23 protein-coding genes are annotated in these 24,420 nt (G+C 39.9%); 9 read left to right on the forward strand and 14 right to left on the reverse strand.

Translation table 11 applies throughout. The features are described 5' to 3' along the window. Nucleotides 1–203 precede the first annotated feature (203 nt). The 3 genes from NDN13_RS02950 (at nt 204) to NDN13_RS02960 (ending at nt 2,078) form a co-directional block, all read left to right on the forward strand. Nucleotides 204–956: a hypothetical protein gene (locus NDN13_RS02950; RefSeq protein WP_251117106.1), complete on the forward strand. Its 753-nt coding sequence runs from the start codon at nt 204–206 to the stop codon at nt 954–956. A gap of 116 nt (nt 957–1,072) precedes the next feature. Continuing rightward, nucleotides 1,073–1,468: a hypothetical protein gene (locus NDN13_RS02955; RefSeq protein ID WP_004653121.1), complete on the forward strand. Its 396-nt coding sequence runs from the start codon at nt 1,073–1,075 to the stop codon at nt 1,466–1,468. Between the two features lie 58 nt (nt 1,469–1,526). Next, nucleotides 1,527–2,078, forward strand: a complete 552-nt coding sequence (locus NDN13_RS02960) for a hypothetical protein (protein WP_251117107.1) — start codon at nt 1,527–1,529, stop codon at nt 2,076–2,078. Between the two features lie 63 nt (nt 2,079–2,141). Here NDN13_RS02960 and NDN13_RS02965 read toward each other — a convergent pair whose 3' ends face one another. The 3 genes from NDN13_RS02965 to NDN13_RS02975 all read right to left on the reverse strand — a co-directional run bounded on the left by NDN13_RS02965 (nt 2,142) and on the right by NDN13_RS02975 (nt 4,337). After that, nucleotides 2,142–3,209: a bifunctional HD family hydrolase/N-acetyltransferase gene (locus tag NDN13_RS02965; RefSeq protein ID WP_251117108.1), complete on the reverse strand. Its 1,068-nt coding sequence runs from the start codon at nt 3,207–3,209 to the stop codon at nt 2,142–2,144. 110 nt (nt 3,210–3,319) lie between these two features. Continuing rightward, nucleotides 3,320–3,577 carry a YjhX family toxin gene (locus tag NDN13_RS02970; RefSeq protein ID WP_005285282.1) on the reverse strand — a complete coding sequence of 86 codons (258 nt, stop codon included), beginning with the start codon at nt 3,575–3,577 and terminating at the stop codon, nt 3,320–3,322. 226 nt (nt 3,578–3,803) lie between these two features. After that, entirely contained in the window at nt 3,804–4,337 is a 534-nt protein-coding gene (locus NDN13_RS02975; protein ID WP_033133302.1) for a lecithin retinol acyltransferase family protein, read from the reverse strand. 167 nt (nt 4,338–4,504) lie between these two features. Here NDN13_RS02975 and NDN13_RS02980 point away from each other — a divergent pair, with 167 nt between their 5' ends. Then, nucleotides 4,505–5,245 (forward strand): phosphodiester glycosidase family protein, encoded by a 741-nt coding sequence (locus tag NDN13_RS02980; RefSeq protein WP_251117109.1) that lies wholly within the window; start codon nt 4,505–4,507, stop codon nt 5,243–5,245. Between the two features lie 44 nt (nt 5,246–5,289). Here NDN13_RS02980 and NDN13_RS02985 read toward each other — a convergent pair whose 3' ends face one another. The 4 genes from NDN13_RS02985 to putA form a co-directional block, all read right to left on the reverse strand. Continuing rightward, nucleotides 5,290–5,517 carry a hypothetical protein gene (locus NDN13_RS02985; RefSeq protein ID WP_004653128.1) on the reverse strand — a complete coding sequence of 76 codons (228 nt, stop codon included), beginning with the start codon at nt 5,515–5,517 and terminating at the stop codon, nt 5,290–5,292. 249 nt (nt 5,518–5,766) lie between these two features. Then, nucleotides 5,767–6,852, reverse strand: a complete 1,086-nt coding sequence (gene trmA, locus NDN13_RS02990) for a tRNA (uridine(54)-C5)-methyltransferase TrmA (protein ID WP_251117110.1) — start codon at nt 6,850–6,852, stop codon at nt 5,767–5,769. 93 nt (nt 6,853–6,945) lie between these two features. After that, nucleotides 6,946–7,416 (reverse strand): GrpB family protein, encoded by a 471-nt coding sequence (locus tag NDN13_RS02995; RefSeq protein ID WP_251117111.1) that lies wholly within the window; start codon nt 7,414–7,416, stop codon nt 6,946–6,948. Between the two features lie 122 nt (nt 7,417–7,538). Next, nucleotides 7,539–11,300: a trifunctional transcriptional regulator/proline dehydrogenase/L-glutamate gamma-semialdehyde dehydrogenase gene (gene putA / locus NDN13_RS03000; protein ID WP_251117112.1), complete on the reverse strand. Its 3,762-nt coding sequence runs from the start codon at nt 11,298–11,300 to the stop codon at nt 7,539–7,541. Nucleotides 11,301–11,420: 120 nt separating this feature from the next. Here putA and NDN13_RS03005 point away from each other — a divergent pair, with 120 nt between their 5' ends. Further along, on the forward strand, nt 11,421–11,912 hold the full coding sequence (locus tag NDN13_RS03005) for an Lrp/AsnC ligand binding domain-containing protein (protein ID WP_004653132.1): 492 nt from the start codon (nt 11,421–11,423) through the stop codon (nt 11,910–11,912). A gap of 44 nt (nt 11,913–11,956) precedes the next feature. Here NDN13_RS03005 and putP read toward each other — a convergent pair whose 3' ends face one another. After that, nucleotides 11,957–13,453, reverse strand: a complete 1,497-nt coding sequence (putP, locus tag NDN13_RS03010) for a sodium/proline symporter PutP (RefSeq protein ID WP_159884100.1) — start codon at nt 13,451–13,453, stop codon at nt 11,957–11,959. A 480-nt stretch (nt 13,454–13,933) separates the two neighbouring features. Between putP and aspA the strand changes: the two genes are divergently transcribed. After that, nucleotides 13,934–15,376, forward strand: coding sequence for an aspartate ammonia-lyase (gene aspA, locus NDN13_RS03015; RefSeq protein WP_251117113.1), 1,443 nt, complete (start codon nt 13,934–13,936; stop codon nt 15,374–15,376). Between the two features lie 262 nt (nt 15,377–15,638). Continuing rightward, a complete protein-coding gene (locus NDN13_RS03020) occupies nt 15,639–16,796 on the forward strand; it encodes a lytic polysaccharide monooxygenase (protein ID WP_251117114.1) in 1,158 nt (385 codons plus the stop codon). An 88-nt stretch (nt 16,797–16,884) separates the two neighbouring features. Here the strand turns inward: NDN13_RS03020 and gcvH are convergent, their stop codons facing one another. The 4 genes from gcvH to NDN13_RS03040 all read right to left on the reverse strand — a co-directional run bounded on the left by gcvH (nt 16,885) and on the right by NDN13_RS03040 (nt 20,787). After that, nucleotides 16,885–17,259 carry a glycine cleavage system protein GcvH gene (gene gcvH, locus NDN13_RS03025; RefSeq protein WP_005211933.1) on the reverse strand — a complete coding sequence of 125 codons (375 nt, stop codon included), beginning with the start codon at nt 17,257–17,259 and terminating at the stop codon, nt 16,885–16,887. Between the two features lie 80 nt (nt 17,260–17,339). After that, the gene (locus tag NDN13_RS03030; RefSeq protein ID WP_004807680.1) at nt 17,340–18,365 is read right to left on the reverse strand and encodes an AraC family transcriptional regulator; all 1,026 of its coding nucleotides are present in this window, start codon (nt 18,363–18,365) and stop codon (nt 17,340–17,342) included. 128 nt (nt 18,366–18,493) lie between these two features. Next, nucleotides 18,494–18,934 (reverse strand): MaoC family dehydratase, encoded by a 441-nt coding sequence (locus NDN13_RS03035; RefSeq protein WP_251117115.1) that lies wholly within the window; start codon nt 18,932–18,934, stop codon nt 18,494–18,496. Continuing rightward, the gene (locus tag NDN13_RS03040) at nt 18,934–20,787 is read right to left on the reverse strand and encodes an ABC transporter ATP-binding protein (protein WP_251117116.1); all 1,854 of its coding nucleotides are present in this window, start codon (nt 20,785–20,787) and stop codon (nt 18,934–18,936) included. The genes NDN13_RS03035 and NDN13_RS03040 overlap by 1 nt, the downstream gene beginning before the upstream one ends. 207 nt (nt 20,788–20,994) lie before the next feature. Here NDN13_RS03040 and NDN13_RS03045 point away from each other — a divergent pair, with 207 nt between their 5' ends. Then, nucleotides 20,995–21,180, forward strand: a complete 186-nt coding sequence (locus NDN13_RS03045) for a hypothetical protein (RefSeq protein ID WP_251117117.1) — start codon at nt 20,995–20,997, stop codon at nt 21,178–21,180. A 212-nt stretch (nt 21,181–21,392) separates the two neighbouring features. After that, nucleotides 21,393–21,755 carry a hypothetical protein gene (locus NDN13_RS03050; RefSeq protein WP_251118151.1) on the forward strand — a complete coding sequence of 121 codons (363 nt, stop codon included), beginning with the start codon at nt 21,393–21,395 and terminating at the stop codon, nt 21,753–21,755. A gap of 27 nt (nt 21,756–21,782) precedes the next feature. Here NDN13_RS03050 and NDN13_RS03055 read toward each other — a convergent pair whose 3' ends face one another. Continuing rightward, nucleotides 21,783–22,727 carry a metal-dependent hydrolase gene (locus tag NDN13_RS03055; RefSeq protein ID WP_251117118.1) on the reverse strand — a complete coding sequence of 315 codons (945 nt, stop codon included), beginning with the start codon at nt 22,725–22,727 and terminating at the stop codon, nt 21,783–21,785. 236 nt (nt 22,728–22,963) lie between these two features. Continuing rightward, a complete protein-coding gene (gltS, locus tag NDN13_RS03060; RefSeq protein ID WP_251117119.1) occupies nt 22,964–24,193 on the reverse strand; it encodes a sodium/glutamate symporter in 1,230 nt (409 codons plus the stop codon). Nucleotides 24,194–24,420: the final 227 nt, after the last annotated feature.

Genomic DNA, 24,420 nt, shown 5'->3' on the forward strand with positions numbered 1-24,420 from the left:
TAGGCTATAGTTTTTATATACTGGTCGTATTACATTTGACTTCGACCAAATTGAAAAGCTCACATCTAGTGGGCTTTTTTATTGCCTAAAAACTCGGTATCCGTCAGGAGCCGAGTTTTTTTATATCTGAAGATCAGCAATCGTCCATTTTCATTTGATAAGTGGATGCTTTAAAAGCCACTCAATAACGCAAGGTGATTAAAATGAATTGTGTCAATAATATGATGTTGGGTTCTTTTTCAATTAAACACTTAGACATTCTTTCTTATGCAGACATTGTACCTGCGGTCATGCGTACCACCGCAGATCGATCTGGTATGACGTATATCCATGGAAATGATCAGTTGGGTTCTCTCAAAACAGGAGCAGAAGTGGCTGGATCTTTAGCTGTTTCTGCCTATTTTCAAGCACAAAAAGGCCGATTTTCATTTACCCATGCCAGTACCGCAAACCAGTCAATTGTGATTTTGGGGGTAAATCACCAGCCTGAAAATATCGTGGCAGTCAATCAAATTGAATATGGTTTTGTCATTTATAGTCATTTTGACGCTGGTAAATTCGTGGTGGTATTGGGTGATTTTAATAGCTTAAACAATGTCACTTATATCCAAGATAATCCATCCGAAAACCCCATAGTGACCTTTGAAATTACCAGTTCTCAATCGATGAATGTTTATATTGATTATGAATTTGTTGGTGCATGGCATTCAAATAATGCATTGAAATTGCCACAGTATTATCAAGTGGTTGCACAGGAGGGTTTAACTCAGCTTGATTTTGATTTGCGTGAAGCCTACGCCAGTTTGGATTTTAAAATGCCTCCTGAACTTGAAGATGGTATCTATTATCACTTAACCAGTCATGGTGAAATCTTGGGTTCAGAAGTCAAGGTTGGGGACTTTGTACAGTTTCATGATCAGCAAAGTTGGATGATGCACTATCCACAATCCGTATAAATTAAATTTTTTCAAGAACCAAGGGAGTGACGATGGTTGGAAATTGAAAGATCAATCTACTCAAGTGAGGCCTTAACGTTGAACAAGTTGAGGCCTTTTTATTTATGGAGGACAAAATGACAGAGGTTGTTTCAGCGGGTGCAGGGATTGCAGCCGTGATTAAATCCTATGGAGTATTTTTTATTGTCGTCATGGCACTCACTTTTATGTTTTTGGCATGGATGGTGGTGATTATGACAAGGTTACCCAAGTCTCGACGTGAATGGGTGGTTTCACTTATTTCAACAGCAGTTGGCAGTATTGCAGGAGGTGCTTTTGTGATTCAGCATTTTGGCTTGCAAGAGTGGAGTCAAAACCCATATGGGGCATTTGCCTTGGGAGGTCTGTACTTCCTTTGTGGTTTGCCTGTATGGGCGATTATTCGTTGGACTTTTAATTATATTAATGCACGAGAAGATTCAACCATCTTGGATGTTGCAAAAGAGGTGAAAGACTTTAAAGACAAATTCTAAAGAAAAAACAATCCAATGCCGCCTTCGGGCGGTTTTTTATTATAAAGAGGAAAATGACATGACAATAACACAAGACGGTTTCGATATTTTACGCAAAAAATTTGGTAAGTTGAGTCAATCTCAAGTTGATGGCATCAACTTCCTTGTCTCAGTACTGGGCGAAGATAAGACGATTATCCCCACTCAAGTTGCTTATATCTTGGCAACGGCTTGGCATGAAACGGCAAAAACCATGCAACCTGTGATCGAGTACGGTTCAGAAAAATATTTGAAATCTAAACAATATTATCCCTATATCGGCTATGGCTATGTGCAACTGACGTGGTTAGCAAACTATAAGCGCATGGGGGATTATTTAAAAATTGACTTAGTGAAAAATCCAAAATTGGCTTTACAAGCGGATATTGCAGCCCGTGTCATGATTATCGGTATGAAAAAAGGCATGTTCACAGGTAAAAAACTCGCGGATTACATCAATCAGGATAGAAAAGATTATATCAATGCGCGACGAATTATTAATGGAACGGATAAAGCAGAGTTGATTGCAGGCTATGCAGAGATATTTGAGGCCATCTTGCAAGCTTCTGAAGTCACAATTTTGTCTTATTGAGAGAATAGAAGTCCATACCGATTTGATACGGACTTCTATTTTAATATGATTTAGTTTGCGAGCTTATGCAATGGCATTAAATGCATCTGTATAGACCACGTCACCTGACGGGACATGTTCGGTAAATGGCAAAATCTGGAAATATTCTGCCGGCACACCTTGTAATACAAGTCTTGCATCTGCTTTAAAACCAAATTTACCGTAATAGGCTGGATCGCCAAGCAGCACACAGCCAACAGCATCTAAATCCTTGAGAGCTTCAAGGCCTGCATGCATCAGTTTTGCGCCAACGCCTTGACCTTGATATTCAGGTAAAACTGAAATTGGCCCTAAGCCATACCAGCCTTTGGTTCCATCTGAGATTTTCACAGGGGAAAATGCAATATGTCCAATCAGTTTATGATTACTGAGCGCAACCAAAGATAAACTCAATTGGCCTGAATTACGTAAAGCATTCACAATAAATTGCTCTGTATGGCTGGAGTGCTCTGCATCGGCGAAAGCCGCTTGAGTTAAATCAAAAATACATTGAATGTCTGTTGGCCGTTCATCACGAATGTGTATATTCATCTTTATTTTCTCTTGTGTTTCCTGATTGAGGATGGCCCGAATCTGCTTGAGAGCAGGGTTGGCTTGAGTGTATTTTTCCCCATAACTGAGATTAAATGCATAATCGAAATTAACGGGGTTGATGCCTTGATTATGCTGCAGAATAGTCTCTAATTTATCCAATGCTTTAACCAATCGGGCTTCAGCTGTTTCTGCATCTTCATATTCTTGCCATAATGTTCGAATCAAACTTTTCGGTTGTTCATCAAGGCATTCGGTTAGTTGATCAAGATCCTGCTTTTCCTGCTGATTCTTCGCTGGAAATTGATCTTTCATAATGGCTGGAATATCGCCGTGAAGAGCTTCACCCAAGTCATGAATCAGGCACATTTTGAGTATCTTCTCGAGATTAATGTCTTCGAATTGATCTGCAAAAATCATCGCCATTAAGCATAAACGCCAACTATGTTCAGCGGTACTTTCTTGGCGGCCATTGGAAGTATGTGAAAATCTCAGCACATTTTTTAGTTTTTCCGCTTCTCGTAAAAAAGCTAAGCGGTTTTGAATTACGTCTAGTTCCATTTTCTTTCTCAAAATAAACCATATGTAATTTGGATAAACCCGATCTAAGATTAGATTGATAGACATCATCTAAGTACAACCAAGGATTTATCCAAACCGATGGTTGTGTGTTAACGATTGTCTAACTGTGGGCGTACTGATCTAAGCCCATGTAAATTAATTTGATAGGGCTGTCCATTAATGGATTTAATCAGTTTTTTCTTTCTTAGCTTGTTAAAAACGGCAAGGTCGCAATCGGACAGCAAGAAACCTTCTCGGCTATAGCATTCTACAGCGATGATTTGACCTGAGTCATTACGAAGTTTTACGATTTTTCCGCCTTTTGCTAAGACGTGCAGTGTCCGTTGTTCGGACTTAGATAAGTTCATGTTGTTATCCAGATAGAAATAATCAGAGGCAAAGTTAGGCTTAAAGCCCAAAAAATCGCGCAGATAACCAATTTCAATGTGCTATTGAAATTTAGTTACCAGATTACTGCTATCTCCAACATAAAACCCTCGATATGGATGCGATACGATATGTACCGAAGAAAATATTAATGCAAGTTGAATTAAAAATCAATCATGATATTAAAAAGAGGTTTTGAGTTGAGAGTTATTTCTTTGAATGCTTTTGTTTGAGCTGTAAGTAGGCTGGTACAGATTTCTTAGCTTGCCGACGCAGCATCATTTTAATGTATAACACGATTGCAAAGCATGCCGTTGCTACAGTGAGCATCAACCCATTCATATAACTCATAACCGAGCTGACGTAACCTATAGTCGCAAGGCGACGCTGCATACGTTCAACTTGAGTGCTGGACTCAATTCCTGTAATCGCCCAAGTACATAAGTGTTCACAGTTGTTAATGATAAGGTGGTAGTGATTTTCATGCATACGTGAACGCATACGTCGTACCACGGTTTTGGCTTGGTAGCGTGGGGATTGATAATTCCTGATATAAATTGGCTTATCACGTGCAAAACGCTGGATAGACGTCATTTCAATCGGATGCTTTTTAAAAATATGGGCAAAACCAGAATAATGAATGACTCGTCCACGACCTGCATAAATGCCGTGGTGACTATAACCAAAGTGTTTTACGATGAGGTGTGCGCCAATTGGGAAACGCGGATGTTTTTGCTGCATGCTGATACAAGGTTATTGTATTTACACCATTATTTTAGTGAAAAAATGTGAATCAATCGAGCTTATTTGTGCCGCTAAACCGATGATTATGTGTGGTGTTTGTATCTGTCATTCTGCCTTGAGCTTTGCTATGAGAAAATAGACAAAATTGATCTTAAATATTCACCATGATGAAAAATTGGCTCCTGTTCACTTTTACCTTTTTAGCTGCCTCCACTACTTATGCAATGGAGCATCAAACCATTCAATTTAAACAACAACACTATGATGTCATCAAAGTTGAACAGCTGGATCAATTAAAATTATTTTTAAAAAGTCCTGAAACGAATCGCTACTACCAAAAGTTTACAGCTATTCAAAAAGCGCTACCTGCTTGTGAGAAACTTACTTTTGCAATGAATGCAGGAATGTATCATGCTGACTTCCAACCGGTTGGATTATATGTCGAACAGAGCAAGGAACGAAGACCATTAAATCAAGCAAAAGGTTTTGGTAATTTCTTTATGCAACCCAATGGCGTGGTGGCATGGAATGATCATCGTGCAGTGATCAAGAACACGGCTGATTATGTACATTCAGGGTTTAAAGCGCAGTTTGCAACCCAGTCCGGACCAATGCTGGTTGATCAAGGTAAAATTAATCACCAGTTTTTGGTCGATTCAAATTCGTTAAAAATTCGAAATGGTGTGGGTGTTAAGGATAATCAACTTTACTTTGTCATTTCACAACAGCGGGTGAGTTTTTACCAGTTTGCTCAGCTTTTTAAGCAGCAATTGAAAATAGACAATGCCTTGTATTTAGATGGTTCGATTTCCAGTTTGTATTCAATACAGAATAAACGCCATGATCAGCGATTTAATTTGGGGCCAATTGTGGCAGAAGTGAACCGAGAGAACTGTAAATCTTGATGACACCCTCATCTCCATGGTTTAAGGAGATGAGGGGCTTATTTTTATTGAATTGGTGGTTTGATCATCGCAAGTAATTCTTTGCGACTATAACCACGAGAAATCAGTACTTTCTTGATGCCTTTAATCACATCTTCATCTGTAGCTTTAACTAAAGCATCCAACAGTTGTTCATTGGTTTTGCAAGAACAATCGTTTTCAACGCAAGAAGTTTGGTTCTTGTGTTCGTTATATTGTTCATCTGCATTGAACAGTTTTTGCCAAAAACTCATAGAGCCTTCATATACAACCTAACATAGCTCGAAATATAGCCGCTTTAAAATAAAATACAAGTCAGCTTAAGTGATAAAAGCAGCAGTTGAACTTCAATTTTTTCGATGAGCCTTTTAAAGTCTAACGAAATTATGACATTTGAATGACTTGACCTTTGAAAAACATCACTTTTTTATAAATATACTTTGAACAAAAATAAAGGGTTACTCGAACCCTTTATATTATCTTGTTACGTTGAAATAATTTGTTTAAATCTTTTCAAGTAAAACACCTGATTCCACATGATGAGTAAAAGGGAATTGATCGAACATGGCAAACTTCACAATGCGATGGGTTTGGCTAAGTATTTTTAAGTTATCATGCAGGGTATCTGGGTTGCATGAGATATACAGAATACGTTCAAAACCTTGTAATAGTTTAAGCGTTTCATCATCGATGCCTGCACGCGGTGGATCAACAAAAACCGTGTCAAAATCGTAGCTTTGAATGTCGATCTCAGCTTCTTGTAAACGTCTAAATTCACGTTCACCTTGATAAGCCTGAGTAAACTCTTCTGCAGATAAACGCGCCACCTGAATATTCTCAATCTGGTTTTGCTCAATGTTCCATTGAGCTGCGTAGACTGAAGACTTAGCCAGTTCAGTTGCGAGTACACGCTTGAATTTCAACGAGAGTGGTAAGGTGAAGTTACCATTACCACAATATAATTCTAAAAGATCTTTTTCGGACTTTTGTGCAGCATCACAAGCCCATTCCAACATATGTTGACACACTTGCGCATTCGGCTGGGTAAAGCTGCTTTCAATTTGTTTGTATTTAAAGGTACGACCGTGAACATTAAGTTGTTCCACCACGTAGTCATCACCAATAATCACTTTTTGGCCACGACTACGACCCATGATTTTAATGTTTAGTTTTTCAGCTAGCGCTTTAGCTGCTGTTTCCCATTCAGCATCTAATTTACGATGGTAAATCAGGGTGACTAGCATCTCTCCACTTAAGGTTGAGAGAAAGTCTGCTTCAAAAACACGTTGTGATAGAATCGGGACTGCTTTTAATTCTTCTAATAGGCGAGGCATTAAATCATTAATGCTTTGATCTGCGATGGGAAATGTATCCACACGAACAACTTCTTTTTGCTTACCATCTTCAGCACGTTCAAACATGGCATAGAACAAATCATCTTCGGTATGCCAGATACGGAATTCTGCACGCATACGGAAATGCTGTTCGGGCGATTGAAACACTTCTAAAGCAGGAGGATTGAACGGGGCAAATTGTGTGGTAATACGTTCAACTTTCTCTTGGAGTTGCTGTTGGTAAGATACAGTCATAAAAAAGAAAACTACAGGTGAAATCTAAACGGGAATGGTATCAAAAAAGCACGCTAAGGTGCAGGAAATTATGATATTCACTTATTTATATGCTTAGCCTAGGGCGAGTACAGATTGGATAAAATCTGCTTTAATTTGCCGATATTGGTCTTGAGATAAGCCAACACATCTTTGTTTGAACTGATTATATTGTTGTGTCAGGCTAGGTGAGTTTCTTAATAGATCCCGAAAGGTGATGAAATTGCAAAATTCTGAACCTGTCACCACGATTTGCAATGCTACATCATGTTGTTGTGATTCCAACATACAAAGTTCATGAGTACGTAGTGTATCAAGTTTTTCTTTAAAATTAAGCTGTTGTAATTTTTCAATTGAATCTAAAAATTGATGGGCGGGTACTTCAATATAAATATCGAGATCACCTTTTGAAATTGCATTGGGAATGGCGGATGAACCAATATGTTCAACAATTGCAAAAGGAATAAGCTGCTGGATTTTATTTTTATAATCTTCAAAATGCTGAGCGCAGTTGGGTTGATATTCAGGGGCTGAGAAGAAATGCATCTAAATGGTCTCATTTTATAATAGGAATAAGGCGATCTAAAAAATAATAAAAAACCCGAACCATGTAAACATGATTCGGGCTAGGATGAGGAGCGTTTGAAGCTCCGCAAGGGATTTAAAAATTAATCTTCAGATAAAGTCATTAAGCTTGCGTTACCACCAGCTGCAGCAGTATTCACACTGATTGCACGTTCGATAACAAGACGTTCTAAAGGAATTTGTTCATTGGCTTGTAACTGGGTAATCCCGACAATCGCACCTGAACGATTCGCAACTTTAGTTTGCAAGTCTTGCAACTGTTCAACAGAACCATGATGAAGCACTGCATCAAACGCATCTTTTTCAACACTTGAAATCACAGTGATTGCATCTAAGACATCTTTTGGTAAAGATGCTTTGTGTTTTACTAAGAATGCATTGTCTTTCAACACAGCCGCAGTACTGCTGACGGAGAAAATCGCAAGTAATTGTTGAAGCTGGCTTGCTTCATCATTTGCAATTGAAAGCACACGGTGACGAGGCAAGATAATGTATTGGTTGCTTTCACCCGTAGGGCCTTGCAACTCGTAGAACTTACCTACACCAAATGCTGGAATCGCTGTGATTGCTTGCGGCATGTTTTGGTTTGCCCAAGACAATAAGCTTTGATAAGCAACATTTGATACTGCATCAAACTGAGAGATTTCAGCTTTCACCGCAAATGGGGTCGCCAATACTTTCTCTGAACAATGTTCCATCAAGCGGTACATATAAAGCGGACCACCAGCTTTAGGACCAGTACCTGATAAACCTTCACCACCAAATGGTTGCACGCCTACAACTGCACCCACGATGTTGCGGTTGATATATAAGTTACCCACTTCAGCGCGCTGGATCACAGTATTAATGGTTTCATCGATACGTGTGTGTAGACCCATGGTTAAGCCGTAACCTTTAGCATTGATACGGTCGATCAATTGCTCAAGCTCACCATATTTATAAGTGATGATGTGCAATACAGGACCGAACACTTCGCGTTCTAGATCGTCAAGGTTTGGTAATTCAATCGCTGTTGGCGGAACAAATGTACCTTGTGCAAGCGCTTGTTGGCTTACCGCATCGTTAAACATCAATTGATGAACAGGGTAGCCTTTAGATTTCATCTTTTGAATGTGCGTATCGATGGTTTGTTTTGCTTCAGTATCAATTACTGGGCCAATGTCAGTTTTTAAGATCGCAGGGTTGCCGACGATCAACTGTTGCATTGCACCTTTCAACATTTTGATAACTGTTGCAGCGCTGTCTTCTTGCACACATAAGATACGAAGTGCAGAACAACGTTGACCCGCACTGTCAAATGCAGAACTGACAACATCGAGAACCACTTGTTCAGTCAACGCAGATGAATCTACGATCATTGCATTTTGACCACCCGTTTCCGCGATTAACGGAATTGGTTGACCATTTGGAGACAAGCGTTTTGCGACAGTCTTTTGCAAAATTTTTGCAACTTCAGTCGAACCAGTGAACATGATACCTTGAACACGATCATCTTGGCTCAATTGAGCACCAACGGTTTCACCGCGACCTGGAAGAAGTTGAACAACGCCGTGTGGCACGCCAGCTTCCCAAAGCATTTGAACTGCTTGAGCTGCAATTAAAGGTGTTTGTTCAGCAGGTTTGGCAATCACACAGTTACCACTCACCAATGCTGCTGCAATCTGACCAGAGAAAATTGCAAGAGGGAAGTTCCATGGGCTAATACACAATACAGTACCTAATGGCTTGACTTGTGCATTTGCAGGTAAGTTTTCGATTTGAGTTGCATAGTAACGCAAGAAATCGACAGCTTCACGTACTTCAGCAATGGCATTGGCATAGGTTTTACCACTTTCACGGCAAAGTAAGACCATCAACTCTTGAATGCGTGCTTCCATCAAATCTGCAGCGCGTTTTAAGCAAGCTGCACGTTCAACTTTATCTGTTGCAGCCCAGCTTTGTTCAGCTTGTACCGCAGCTTCTAGCGCCAGTTGTACATCCGCACTGGTTGCTTCGTTTACATAACCGACAATTTCACTGTTTTGTGCAGGGTTTGTAATTGCAAGTGCATTACTTTCGTCGTGAACTGTTGATTCAAATCCAAGTAATGGCGCACTTTTCCAAATCTGGCTACGTAATTTCTGTGCCGTCGCATCCAAGTCTGCTAATGGTTGATCGTTATTAAGATCAAAGCCATTTGAGTTTGGACGTAATGGATAAAGATCATGTGGCAGCGGGATTGCAGGGTGTTTTAAGCCAAGCTGACCTTCGTCTTTTGCAGAAGTTTGAATGTCTTTGATTGGAGACTGAATCAGGTCTTCAACTTTTAAAGTCTTATCAGCAATACGGTTTACGAATGAGGTATTTGCACCATTTTCAAGTAAACGACGGACTAAGTAAGCCAATAAAGTTTCATGGTTACCCACTGGCGCATAGACACGACATGGTACGCCTAATTTACCATCTTCTTTAGACCCAACCACTTGTTCGTACAATGGCTCACCCATACCGTGCAAGCATTGGAATTCGTATTGACCAGGATAGTATTTGCTTGGATCAGCCAAGTTGTAAATCGTTGCAAGTGATTGTGCATTGTGTGTCGCAAATTGCGGATACACTTGATCAGGTGCAGCAAGTAATTTCTTCGCACAAGCAATGTATGACAAATCCGTGTGAACTTTACGGGTAAACACAGGGTAATCCGTCATACCATCAATTTGTGCTTTTTTGATTTCGCTATCCCAATACGCACCTTTCACCAAACGGATCATCAGGCGTTTGTTACTGCGTTTTGCAAGGTCAACGATGTAATCAACAACGTAGAAGCAACGCTTTTGATAAGCCTGAATAACGAAACCAATGCCTTTCCAGTTGGCAAGTTTTGGTTCGAAACATAAGCGTTCAAGTAATTCGAGTGAAATTTCTAAACGTTCAGATTCTTCAGCATCGATGTTTAAGCCGATATCGTATTGTTTTGCCAAGCACGCAAGTTCAAAAACTTTGCTATAAAGTTCGTGATGAACACGTGCGATTTGTGCACGTTGGTAGCGTGGGTGTAACGCAGAGAGCTTGATTGAGATACCAGGGCCATCATAAACGCCACGACCATTTGATGCTTTACCAATGGCATGGATCGCTTGAGTGTAGTCGTTATAGTAACGCTCAGCATCATGTTCAGTCAGTGCAGCTTCGCCCAACATGTCGTATGAGTAGCGGAAACCTTTGTGTTCAAATGGTTTTGCATGTTCAAGCGCTTCTTCGATGGTTTCACCCGTAACGAATTGCTCACCCATCATACGCATGGCAACGTCAACTGCTTTACGGATGATGCCACGACCACTACGCGCCAAAAGACCAGTCAAAACACTTGATAAGCTGGTTTGCTTTGGTGTTTCCATTAACTTGCCAGTTAACATCAAGCCCCATGCAGCAGCATTTACGAACATCAGGTTACTTTGACCGACATGATCTTTCCAGTTACCTTGGTTGATTTTGTCGCGGATCAATAAATCTCGAGTTGCTGTATCTGGAATACGAAGCAAAGCTTCTGCCAAACACATCAACGCTACACCTTCCTGTGAAGAAAGCGAGAATTCTTGGAGTAAACCTTGAACAATACCTGCTTTACCCGCCGAGCTTTTACGTTCACGTAAATTATGCGCTAGGCTAAATGCAAGTTCATAAATTTTCTGATCAAGTTCTGGGGAAATGTTGGCTGCTTCAGCAAGTACAGCCACTGCTTCAGGCTCTGCACGTCGCCAAGCCGTATTAATGCGTTGCTCAAACTCACTTTTTTCTTTAAATTCGGTGATATAACCGTCGATGTGAGCTGTTTCCATTTGTGCGGGAGTATCCAATGTATTCATACTAAATTCCAATAACAATCTCTAGAACATATTGAGTAGAGAGGTTTAGATAATTTATGATTACAGAATGAATCCCGAGTAACTCACTATAATTTACCCATTTTTTAGAGGAAAATTCAGTTGAATGGCCCTATTTATACACTAGATCGAACTGACCTAAAAATTCTGGATATTCTTCAAGCAGATGGGAGAATTTCTAATAGTAAATTGGCAGAATTAGTGAACCTGTCACCGACTGCGGTGATGGCACGTGTACAGAAACTGACAAAGGATGAATTTATCTTAGGGTATGAGGCAAAGCTCAATCCGAATAAGCTTAATGCAAATTTTTTGGTTTTTGTTGAAGTGTTGTTGGATAAGACCACGCCGCACGTGCTAGATGATTTTATTGATGCGGTGACCCAATATCCTGAGATCGTGGAATGCCATATGGTCAGTGGAGGCTTTGATTTCTTGATTAAACTGCGGAGTGCGGGCATGGAGGAGTTTCGCCGTATTGCAGGGCAGATTTTATGGCAGCTCCCTGGTGTGAAGGAAACACGCAGCTACCCAGTCATGCAGGTAGTGAAAGACAGCTCTAAAATAAAAATTAAATCAAAAACAAAATTTTAAGCAAAAGAAAAGGGGCCCGAAAGCCCCTTAAATTTTGATCAGAATTATTTCATTTCACGCGCATAGATTTCATCAGCTTGTTCGAAGCGACTTGTCACTGCTGCATTTGGTGCTTTACCAAGTAAGCTCACCACAACGATGCTGATCAATGCAAAAACGAAGCCTGGAATAATTTCATAGATACCCGTGTAACCGAAGAAGTTTTTCCAAAGGATTACCGTCAAAGCACCCACAACCATACCCACCAATGCACCGTTTAACGTCATACGTTTCCAGAACAATGAAAGAATAATCAATGGACCAAATGCGGCACCAAAACCAGCCCAAGCATAAGCAACTAAGCCAAGAACCTTACTTTCTGGGTTTTGAGCAAGAGAGAGGGCAAGCATTGCAACAGCAAGTACCATTGCACGTCCAATCCAAACCAGTTCTTTTTGAGATGCATTTTTGCGGATAAAGCCTTTGTACAAATCTTCTGTCAAAGCACTAGAGCAAACCAGAAGCTGGCAACTCAGTGTACTCATGACTGCAGATAGAATCGCAGCAAGGATTACACCCACAACCCAAGGGTTGAACAAGATTTTGGTAAGTTCCATGAATACAGTTTCAGGGTTAGCTGTAACTGCAGCTGCAAACTCTGGGTGCATTTGGAAATAAGCGATACCGATAAAGCCTGAACCAACTGCGCCAGCTAGACATAGAATCATCCACGTCATACCGATACGGCGTGCAGCTGGAATTGATTTTACCGAGTCAGCTGCCATGAAGCGGACAAGGATATGTGGTTGACCAAAATAGCCTAAACCCCAAGCTGCTGCTGAAAGAATCGCAACAACACTTAAGTTTGTCGCAAAATCAAATGCATGTGGACGTACACTTTCAACAACCGCAGTAAACTCTTCCATACCAATGCCTAAAGACATGTAGGTCACGATTGGAAGCAGCAATAATGCAAAAATCATTAAGCCTGCTTGGAAAGTATCAGTCCAACTGATTGCAAGGAAACCGCCAATACACACATAACCAATGGTTGCGAATGCACCTAACCATAAGGCTGTGCTATATGGCAACTGGAACAATGTTTCGAATAATCGTGCACCAGCGACCATGCCAGAAGCACAATAAATCGCAAAGAAAACAAGAATAATCAATGCAGATGTGACGCGTAGGATTTTCTTCTGGTCATCAAAACGACCGGTAAAGTAATCTGGTAAGGTGAGGGCATTGTTTTGTACTTCAGTGTGCACACGTAAACGTCCTGCAACCAAATACCAGTTTAACCAAGCACCGATAATCAAACCGATCGCAATCCACGATTCAGATAAGCCAGTTAAGTAAATTGCGCCAGGTAAACCCATGAGTAACCAACCACTCATGTCTGATGCACCCGCAGATAAAGCGGTTACAAAACTGCCTAGACTTCGGCCTCCAAGAATATAATCGTCAAGGTTTTTGGTAGAAAAATAGGCGTATAAACCGATGCCAAGCATGGCCAGGATATAGACCACGAATACAACAACTGTGGGATTAGAAAAATTCATAATGGATGCCTGTCCTTACATATCCATAATTTGCAATCACACCTGAATAGCTAAAAAAATGATTTACTATTCTTGGGATTGATAAGGTCACAGATTCAAGCACAAATGATTTTTAAAATACTGTTATGTTTGTGTATTTTATTTGTATATTTTATGTAATTTAAAATAAGTGTATGAATCTTAATTTTTTAATTCAAAAAATAGGATTTTTTTTCATCAAAATATGAATGGTCGGCGTGCAAAAAAAACTCAAAATGTATGCAAAAGTTACAATTCATAAAATGTACAGATGTAGATTAAATTAAATCAGTTAAAAACTAGGCAGAAGTTTTGACATATAATGTTACAACAGCAACAATTCAGAGAAATTTGAATATAAAAAAATATAATGTTAAGCGCTTTTGCTAATGAAAAATTGCTTGGAATCTCTCATATTATTTCATTGCACCATTAGGGTGCATTGTCTGAGAGAAATGGAAAGTGGAAACGGTTCAAACGGCAACGATAAGAATAGAGCATGATTTGCTCGGTGCGAAAGAAGTTCCAGTCAATTGTTATTATGGAATTCATACTTTACGCGCCATTGAAAATTTTAAGATTTCTTCGCAAAAAGTTGGACAAAATGGCTACTTTATTCGTGCTTTGGCGCAGGTAAAGAAAGCTTCTGCGCAAGCGAATTTAAGCTTTGGCAAACTCACTGAAACTCAAAGTTTAGCTATTCAGCATGCCTGTGATGCTTTAATCACTGACACAGAAAAATGGCAAGATTCCTTCCCAATTGATATTTATCAAGGTGGGGCGGGAACTTCAATTAATATGAATACTAATGAAGTGATTGCCAATATTGCACTGGAGTCATTAGGTTATCAAAAAGGAAAATATGAGGTGATCCATCCTAATGATCATGTCAATAAATCCCAATCGACCAATGACGTATACCCAACAGCGCTTCGTCTATCAACCTACTGTTCTTTGGATGCTTTGTTCACGCAGATGGACAAGCTAATTACGTCATTTGAAAATAAAGCAATTGAATTCCGCTATGTATTAAAGATGGGTCGAACTCAATTACAGGATGCAGTGCCAATGACACTGGGGCAAGAGTTCCGTGCTTTTGCAACTTTATTAAAAGAAGATGTACGTTTAATCAAACGGACTCGTGAATTATTGCTTGAAGTGAATTTGGGCGCGACCGCAATTGGCACTGGGGTAAATACACCAAAAGGTTATGCCATCAAAGCCGTTTCCTGTTTAAAAGAGATTACAGGCTTGAATCTGGTGGGTGCGGAAGATTATGTTGAAGCTACCAGTGACTGTGGTGTATTCATCATTTTATCGAGTGCTTTGAAGCGTCTAGCATGTAAGCTTTCAAAGATCAGTAATGATTTACGTTTACTTAGTTCTGGACCGCGTACTGGATTCGGCGAAATTCAATTGCCTGAGCTGCAAGCTGGTTCTTCGATTATGCCTGCAAAAGTAAATCCTGTGATTCCTGAAGTGGTGAATCAGATCGCATTTAAAGTGATTGGTAACGATTTAACCATTACTTTTGCGGCAGAAGCAGGGCAATTACAGCTCAATGTGATGGAACCTGTGATTGCAATTTCATTGAATGAATCAATTGAATTGCTTACGCATGCAATTCAAAGCCTAGATGAAAAATGTGTACGTGGCATCAAAGCAAATGAACAAGCTTGCCATGATGCAGTGATGCGCAGTGTCGGGATTATTACCTTGCTTGATCCACTCTTGGGGCATGCATTGTGTGATGAAATCGGTAAACAATGTATTGCTGAACATAAAACCATTCAAGAGGTGGTTTTAGAGCGTGGTCTACTGACTCAAGCGCAACTGGATGAGATTTTCTCTTTTGAAAACTTGGTTTCAGAAGTCGATGGCATTCAAGTAGATGATGTCGCTTAAATCCTGAAAATTAAGCTGTGATAAAAGCCTAATTCAAATTGAATTGGGCTTTTTTGATTGCACTGAGAAATAATGGATTGGTGCAATAATTTGATCGGGTCAACATAAGCTTTTATTCCTGTGATCAAGTCAACTGATGTATTACAGATCATTACAGAGTAGGTGGTTGTCTTGTCTCGGCGGCTCACCTATGGTCTAAGAGGTGTCTTAAGAACACCAATGCTTAACAACAATAAATAAGCTAAATGACAAAGGTAGAATAATGATGATGCATCACTTTATTAGACGCAGTTTAATCTCGATGGGAATATTGGTACTACCGATTATACCTTCATTGGTTTTTGCACACGGCTATGTACTGAAACCAGAATCTCGAGCCTATGCCTGTAAGTTAAATAAGAATACTCAATGTGGCAGCATTGTTTGGGAGCCGCAAAGTTTAGAAGCTCCGAAAGGTTTTCCGCAGTCTGGACCACCAGATGGACAGATTGCCAATGCCAATTTGAGTCAATTCTCAGAATTGAATGCCCAATCACCGACACGATGGGTCAAAACAAATTTGCCCACAGGTGCAAATGACTTTACTTGGCAGTTTACCGCACAACATGTGACTCAAGGCTGGCGTTATTTCATTACTAAACAAGGGTGGAATCCTTCAGCTCCTTTGGCACGTGGCTCTTTTGATCTAAATCCTTTTTGTACGGTGGATGGTAAGTACCAAAAGCCTGCCAGTGTAGAAACACATCGCTGTTATGTACCTGCTGACCGAAGTGGTTATCATGTCATTTTAGCGGTTTGGGATATCGGTGATACCAGTAATGCCTTTTATAATGTTATTGATGTAAATGTCGGTTCAGGTCGTCCAACAACACCAGTTGATCCGCAACCACCGAAACCAGTTCAAAGCTGGAATGATATTGGTGATATTAATCCGCTTGATGACCTATTGGTAAATGATCGGGTATCCACACGAGTTTTTGATACCAATGGCGAAAATCCAAATTTAAAAACAGAATTACGGATTAGCAGTACTGCCAATGGTAGCCGAAATGTTTGGCCACGTTTATTAGCAGAGGCGATTAATCGAGAACATAGTGCCTTGCGCGCAGGTATTAAAAATGCACAGGGGGAGATTGTACCTGTAAGTGGCAAAAATGATGTGTATAGCAGTGTCAATAGTGGTATTCAGCGTGTTGAAATCAAAATTGAGCGTGCCCCGATCAGTGGTGATGGCTCTTATGATTTTGTTTATCCGAAAAATATCAGTACATATAAAGCAGGGACCAAGGTATTGGGCAGTGATGGCTACACATATCAGTGCAAGCCTTTTCCTTATAGTGGTTGGTGTAGCATTCAAGCACATCAATATGTACCAGGCACAGGCTCGAACTGGCAGGATGCCTGGATTCTCGTAAAATAGTCAACGTTAAAGTAATAAAAAACCGAGTTAATATATAACTCGGTTTTTTATTAGATCAATCTAAATAGATCGGTCTGATTTATAAAAATTATAAACCTGATTCGTATTCGCTATTTGAAAGCAATTTTTCAACATCAGCCATATTGTCTGGCTTGATTTTGTAAATCCATCCTTTGCCATACGGCTCATCATTAACAAAATCAGGATCATCTTCAAGGTCAGTATTCACTTCAACCACGGTTCCAGAAACAGGCGCATGAATATCAGAGGCTGTTTTAACTGACTCAACAATGCCTGCTTGTTCGGTTGCGGTGACATGGCTACCCACTTCTGGGGTTTCCACATACACTAAATCACCCAATTCATCTTGTGCATGGTCAGTAATCCCGGTAACAACGAGGTCGCCCTCAATTCTTACCCACTCATGCGTACGTGCATATTTCAATTCTGCTGGATGATTCATGACAACTCCTTAACAATCTGTCGTATCATTTTTATTTGGTTTATACATGCTTTTCAATAAAAACAAAAGCTTTCCTGAACTTATAAATAAGGGTCTTTACGCCAGTTACTTGGGCTACGACCACTCCAACGTTTAAAAGCACGGCTGAAATTCGCGACATCGGAATAACCGAGTTCATCTGCGATTTGTTCCAAACTATAATCGGTTCGAGACAGCAAAGAGGTTGCATGTCGGTAACGTACTTCATCCACGAGTGTAGAGAAGGAGGTACCTTCCGCAGCCAATTGGCGTTTCAAGGTACGATCTGACATATGCAAGCGTTCAGCCACACTTTCAATACTCAGATAGTGCTGTTCTGAATTGGTTAAAATATCACGCACCCGCATTGCTAAACGACGACGTTCACCTAGCGCTGAAAGTTCAGTTTCGCATTGGTTAATTGCAATCTGACTGGCAATTGGATCTGCATTGACCATTTTTAAGCCGAGATATTTTTTATCGAAGCTTGAAATCAGATGGGGCTGATTAAAACGCACTGTACTGGTTAATCGATCTTTATATTTTTCAAAGCCAGCAGGTTCAGGAAAGTCCAGATCAACTTCACCGCTGAGATCATCAATTCCGGTTAGAGCTTTAGCCATGGTCATAATCCCAATGGTTAAGCCTAAAATGATTTCAGTACGCAATGGCTCAACTTCAATATCACATTGTAGTTGTAAGGTTGCTTTAGGGCCGAAAGTAGAGAAATAGAGCTGTAAAAACGGAAGGCGTAACTGGATGAAACGGCTTGCCAGTGCAATCGCATCGGTAATGTCATGCGCCGTCATAATGGCATAGCCAATAAAACCATGAATGGAAATACGCATCTGCGTACCTAGATGAAAGCCCAATGTACTTTCACCGGTAAGGCGCAAAGAGTGTTTTACCAATTCATTCGCAATCGGTGTTGGAATTCGATAGTTTGGATCAGCCAGTTGTTCGCTGGTTAAGTGAAACGGTGCAAACAATGTTTCATCGCTATATCCCCAGCGTGAAACGACATCTAACAGCAATAAGCCATAGACGCCTGGTATTCCTTGATCTTGACGAGTTGAGGTTGTTTTCATGTGCTTTCCGTGGCGCTCATCAATTTTGCCAATATCTTTTAAACATTTAAGTCTTAAACATCTTTACATGAAAAAAAATAATCAATCATAAAAATTGTTGGACAAAAGAGTCACCGAATGTTCAAGAATCAAGTTGGTTTTCTAAACACCATAATTTTGGTTGTCGATATTAATAGCACATCCCCATGTTGGTTCAAAGCTTGTGTCACGTAGCTGACAATACCACGATCATTTTTGGTTTTAGATGGCACAATTGCAGTAATTTCAATCTCAACATGAATTTTATCGCCAACACGGGTTGGACGGGGCCAGCGCAAGCTTGACTCAGTGCCTAATAGCCCACCTGCAACAGGAAAACACTCCGTCCATAAACGCATGGTCACTGCAGATGTATGCCAGCCACTTGCAGCTAAACCTTGAAAGATAGGGTGTTCTGCTGCAGCAACTTCATCTAGGTGGAAGGGTTGTGGGTCATATTGCCCAGCAAATTGTTTCACTTCTTCAAGCGTCATTTCATATTCACGGCTGCTGAAGCGATCACCAATACTTAAATCTTCTAAATACAACATTATTCTGTGTCCTGGTCCTGAGTCACTCGCTGTTCAACTAAAAAGCCACCCGTTTGGCGCTTCCATAACTGTGCATACAAGCCGTCGTTCGCAATCAGTTCCTCATGTGTTCCTTGCTCAGCAATTCGGCCTTGGTCAAGCACAATGAGGCGATCCATCTGAGCAATAGTAGATAATCGATGCGCAATTGCAATCACCGTTTTGCCAACCATCAAGTCATTTAAGCTACTTTGAATTGCGGCTTCGACTTCCGAATCCAATGCACTAGTTGCTTCATCTAAAATCAGAATAGGTGCATCTTTCAGAAAAACACGTGATATTGCAATCCGTTGGCGTTGTCCACCAGAGAGCTTCACACCACGTTCACCGACATAGGCATCAAATCCAACCCGACCTTTTTGATCTGTCAGTTGGGGAATGAATTCTTCTGCTCTGGCTTTTTTCACTGCAAGTTGCACTTCCGCTTCAGTCGCATGTGGACGTCCATATTTAATATTTTCAGCTACAGTGCGGTGTAATAAAGAGGTGTCTTGCGTGACGAGAGCAATATTGGCACGTAAGCTATCTTGAGTAACATCATGAATATTTTGACCGTCAATCAAAATACGACCTTGGTTGATATCGTAGAAATGAAGCAGTAATTGGATCAGTGTTGATTTACCCGCACCTGAACGGCCCACAACGCCAATTTTTTCACCAGGTTTGATGGTTAAGTTAAAATGCTCAATCACATTTTTTTGGTTGTAAGCAAAGCTAACATCTTCAAATCGGATTTCACCATGCTGAACTTTTAATTCAGTCGCATCTTTCTTGTCTTGAATTTGGATCTGTTTCCCTAAAGTTGACATGCCATCCTGAATGGTACCGACATTCTCAAATAGCATGGTGACATGCCACATTAAAAACTCAGCCATACTGTCTAGCTTCAGTACCATCGCCGTGGTGGCTGCAATCACCCCAATCGCCGCTTGCCCTTGTGTCCATAACCATACTGAAGTGCCAATGACACCAATGTATAGAAATGCACTGAGTAAACGAATGCTGATTTCGTATTTGACCCCTAAACGCATTTGCTTATAAACCGTAACCATAAACTCTTGCATGGATTCTTTGGCATATTGGCTTTCACGGCCTGCATGCGCAAAAAGTTTTACAGTTTGGATATTGGTATAAGCATCCGTTATGCGGCCTGTCATGACAGCACGTGAATCTGCCTGTTTTTTGGAAATTTTACCTAAACGGGGAATAAAATAGCTGGCAATCACAATGAAAAAGACCAGCCACAACATTAAAGGAATAATAAGGACAGGAGAAATGGAGCCTAAGACCACACTAATTGTAATGAAGTAGATCAGTACATAAACTAGCATATCGCCTAAAATCATCCAGAATTCGCGTACAGCCAAAGCCGTTTGCATGACCTTGGCAGAAAGACGCCCTGCGAAGTCCGTATGGAAGAAGTCGAGACTCTGTTGTAATAACAGGTTATGGAAGCGCCAACGCATGCGCATTGGGAAATTACTAAATAAAACTTGATGTTTGACTACTGATTGCAGACTGACAAAGAAGATATTGGCAAAAAGGATGCTAATCAGGATGGTGAGGTTTTGTTGGTTATTTGCTAAAAATGTACTTGGGTGACTTTGTGTTAGCCAATCGACCAATTTTCCGATATAGGAGAAAAATAATGCTTCAAAACTGGCTGCAGCTGCAGTACAGGCAATCAGAATAAAGAGATAAGGGCGGATGCCTTTGGTGGATTGCCAAACGAAAGCAAAAAAAGTGGTGGGTAATGGTTTGTTTAAGTCTTTCGTTGGATAGGGATCAACTAATTTTTCAAACCATTGCAGCATGCCGCTTTTCCTCTAGTTATACAGTACGATTCAGCTCACCTTGGTAGGATAACAGAAAAGCGAGTTGGAGTCGGTAAAAGAACATAAATGATGAGCATGTCTTTTATGCCATAAACAAAATCATTTTTAGAATTCACAAAGCTTTATGTTAAGCATATGATGCTTATTTGTAGGGTCAATCATCCATCATTGTAGCGGTAGAAAAAAGTGAATAACACCAATAATCCAGTAAATGAATTAGAGCAATTAGAAACAGAACAGCAACAACAAAATTCAGCGGTAAATTCAATTGATGTTAATTCAGTCGATTTAATTGAAATTGTGGTTGAGATGGGGAGAGGTGCATTAGATATGGCATCATCAATTATAGAGAATATTGATGTCGATTTTTGATTAGGAAGTTTGTCTTATAATTAATTGTAGTTTTTAAAGAGGGAGATATTAAATAAGTTTTTTATTTAATTATTCTTCATACTTTGTTTTGTATTTTTAAATATATTGATGTTTGATTTTGAGGCGGTTTTTTGTTCAATATGATGTTATAATAAGTGAAAATTAATATATATATAGAAACGGTGATGAAAATAATATCTATAGTTATGCTTATGTTTTTATTCGGTATATGTCGTACAGCAGATGCTAAAAATTTTAAAGATGATTATGTTAATTTATCTGATGTTTATTTCAAATCCATAGATGATCAAATTCAATTTGAATATGGTTTGAGAGGGAAGGAGAAATCAGATATTGAACAACTAAAAGCAAAACAAAAAGAATGTTTAGTTGAAAAAAGTAAAGTTAATCTACATAAGTTGATTATTGAGCGTTATTCTGATTATCAGCACTATATGCTCGGTGCTACTGAAACGATCATGGAAAAAAATGAGTTTGTATTTACACAAAATGAAGCGCAAAAAAATTATTTAGCATTGAAAAATGAGTTAAAAAAAACCCCATATTCTTGTTGAATAATGAGGCTTTTATTAACTGAAAAACTAGCTTAATGCCGCTTTGCTTGAGCTTTGCGTCATCTGTTCAAAATACTGTACTGCGGGTGAACGAGCCATATAGGCCAGTGCTTGCTCGGTATCACCTTCATGGATCGGATTAAAGGTTGGCGAGACCCAGCGTAAAGTTGCTTTCCATAGATATTTAATGGTCGGTAGATTATCTGTTTGTGTCGCTTTCTTCTCAAACTCACGAATAAAGCTAAAGAAGCCACGGCGCATTAATTTTTGAATCTCTTGGTGTTCTAAATCTTGCTGCCCAAGGCTACGTGCAAAATCTGCAAGGAAGTAAATAAACAGTGGGAACACACCCATCATGATTACTTGACGCGAGACATAAAAACCAAATTTGTTGGTGAGTAGATGTTCAAAAAGGTCATAGGCAACGCAACGATGCTCAACTTCTTCAGCAAGGTGCCAACGAAACAAATCGGTCATGGCTGGATCTGCTGTATCCCAAGACTTACTGTCTAGGGTCCATTGTCCAATGGTTCCAGTAAAGTGCTCGATTGCAGCAATAACACCAACGCGGAACAGTAACCAGTATTCCTCCAACTTTTCACCCTTGAGGAATGGTATCCCTAAAGGTTTATCACCGAGAAGAATATTAAAAATAAAGTGGGCACGATTTAACGGATCTTGGATGTCATAACCATTTTCTCTCAAGAAATCTTGTGCTTTCTCGTGGGCACGGGCATGAGCCGCTTCTTGACGGACAAAGCCAATGACTTCTTGTTTGAGTTTTTCATCGGTCACATGAGGGATTGCTTTATTAAACACACGGCAGAACCAAAATTCACCCGCAGGCAAAAGCATGTTAATCCCATTGGCAATGTGCGAGCATAAGGGATCGTTCTGCATCCAGCAGACGGAAGATTCAGAAAAATCGAAATGTACTTTTCTTGCTTTAAGTTGATGATTTTCTGTGATCATAGCTGTCACCCGAACTAAAATTACAAATCAAATTGAATACGTATTTTTTAGCATTGAGTAAAAATGTGTACCATGTGCTTATAGGACAAAAACAACACATAGAGTGATTAAAAAGATAAAACAGGAAAAACTTGTCATGATTGTGAGCTTTTAGGCCTTTTGCACAAAAAAGCCATATCGGTTGAAGATATGGCTTGAGTCAATCAAATTATGTAGTCATTTTTCTCGTATGCGCATTAACCAAAGATTTGTAAGATACTTTGAATGACAACAACGTTGACAAGGTCAATAAAGAATGCACCGACAAGTGGAACAATCAAAAAGGCTTTGTGAGATGGGCCATACATATTGGTAATGGCTTGCATATTTGCAATTGCATTGGGCGTAGCCCCCATACCAAAACCGCAAAGACCAGAAGCCAATACTGCTGAATCGTAGTTTTTACCCATGACGCGGAAAGACACATAAACCGCAAAGACCCACATTGCAATAGATTGAGCAATCAATAAAATAATCATTGGAATTGCAAGATCAGCCAGTTGCCAAAGTTTCAATGAAACCAGAGCCATTGCTAAAAATAACGCAAGCGCTGTATTACCAAACACATCTATCGAACGATCAAAGATTTCTTGTTTCAAACCTGTTTCTAACACATTGCGTAAAAGAATACCGCCACCTAAAGCCCATACAAATGTAGGTAATTCAATTGCGGTGCCAATGGTTAGGTTTTTCATGGTTTCAGCAAACGCCAAAGCAAAGGCAAACATACCTAAAGTGACAATGGCATTATCCGCTGTGATCAAGCGAACTTTTTGTGGTGCTTCAAAGGTGTATTCACTATCAGTTAGCGGTGCTTCTTTATTTTCTGCACGAATTTCCGCTTTTAAAGGTGAAGCAAGGTTGTGTTTACGAATGAGGTAACGGGCTAAAGGTCCTCCCATTAAACCACCGACAACCATACCAAAGGTCGCACTTGCAATCCCCATTGGTAATGCGCCTTCAACGGCATATTTGGTCTCAAAAATTGGTCCCCATGCCCCAGCAGTACCTAAACCACCCACCAAAGCGATTGAACCAGCGACAACACCCATTAATGGATCAAGACCGACAGCAGAAGCAATTGCCATTCCGACGCCATTTTGAATGATGACAAAGAAGGAAATCGCAATTAAGAAGATAATGAGCGGTTTGCCACCTTCCTTAAGTTTGGCAAAATTAGCACTCAAGCCAATCGATGCGAAAAACATAAGCATGAACGTATCTTGCATTGGCTTATTAACAGAGATGGTATAGCCCGCAAATTGATGAATTGAATAGAAAATAACTGCACCCACCAAACCACCAGCAACGGGTTCTGGGATATTGTATTTGGTTAAAAATGGGATGTGCTTATTTAAAATGCGTCCTACATAGAGGACCAACACCGCTAGCATGAGCGTATATGTTGGATTAAGTATGAAATCCATAGATGTCCTTAAAATATGAACCGTCAAGAGCGTAAAAAGGCGCTCTGAGATCGCTAGATTAAATTAAAAAAAACAGCTTTAAAATATGTGATCTGGTTAACAATTAAACATTGCTGCATCTGGGTGGTTGTTGCGAAATACTTAAGTAAACAAAGAGTAAAATTCCAGTAAATTTAAGCACTTAATTTAATGATTGTTTATTTCAGGTTGCATTTGGTTTTATTGAA

This window comes from Acinetobacter sp. C32I, from assembly GCF_023702715.1.
Lineage (GTDB): Bacteria > Pseudomonadota > Gammaproteobacteria > Pseudomonadales > Moraxellaceae > Acinetobacter.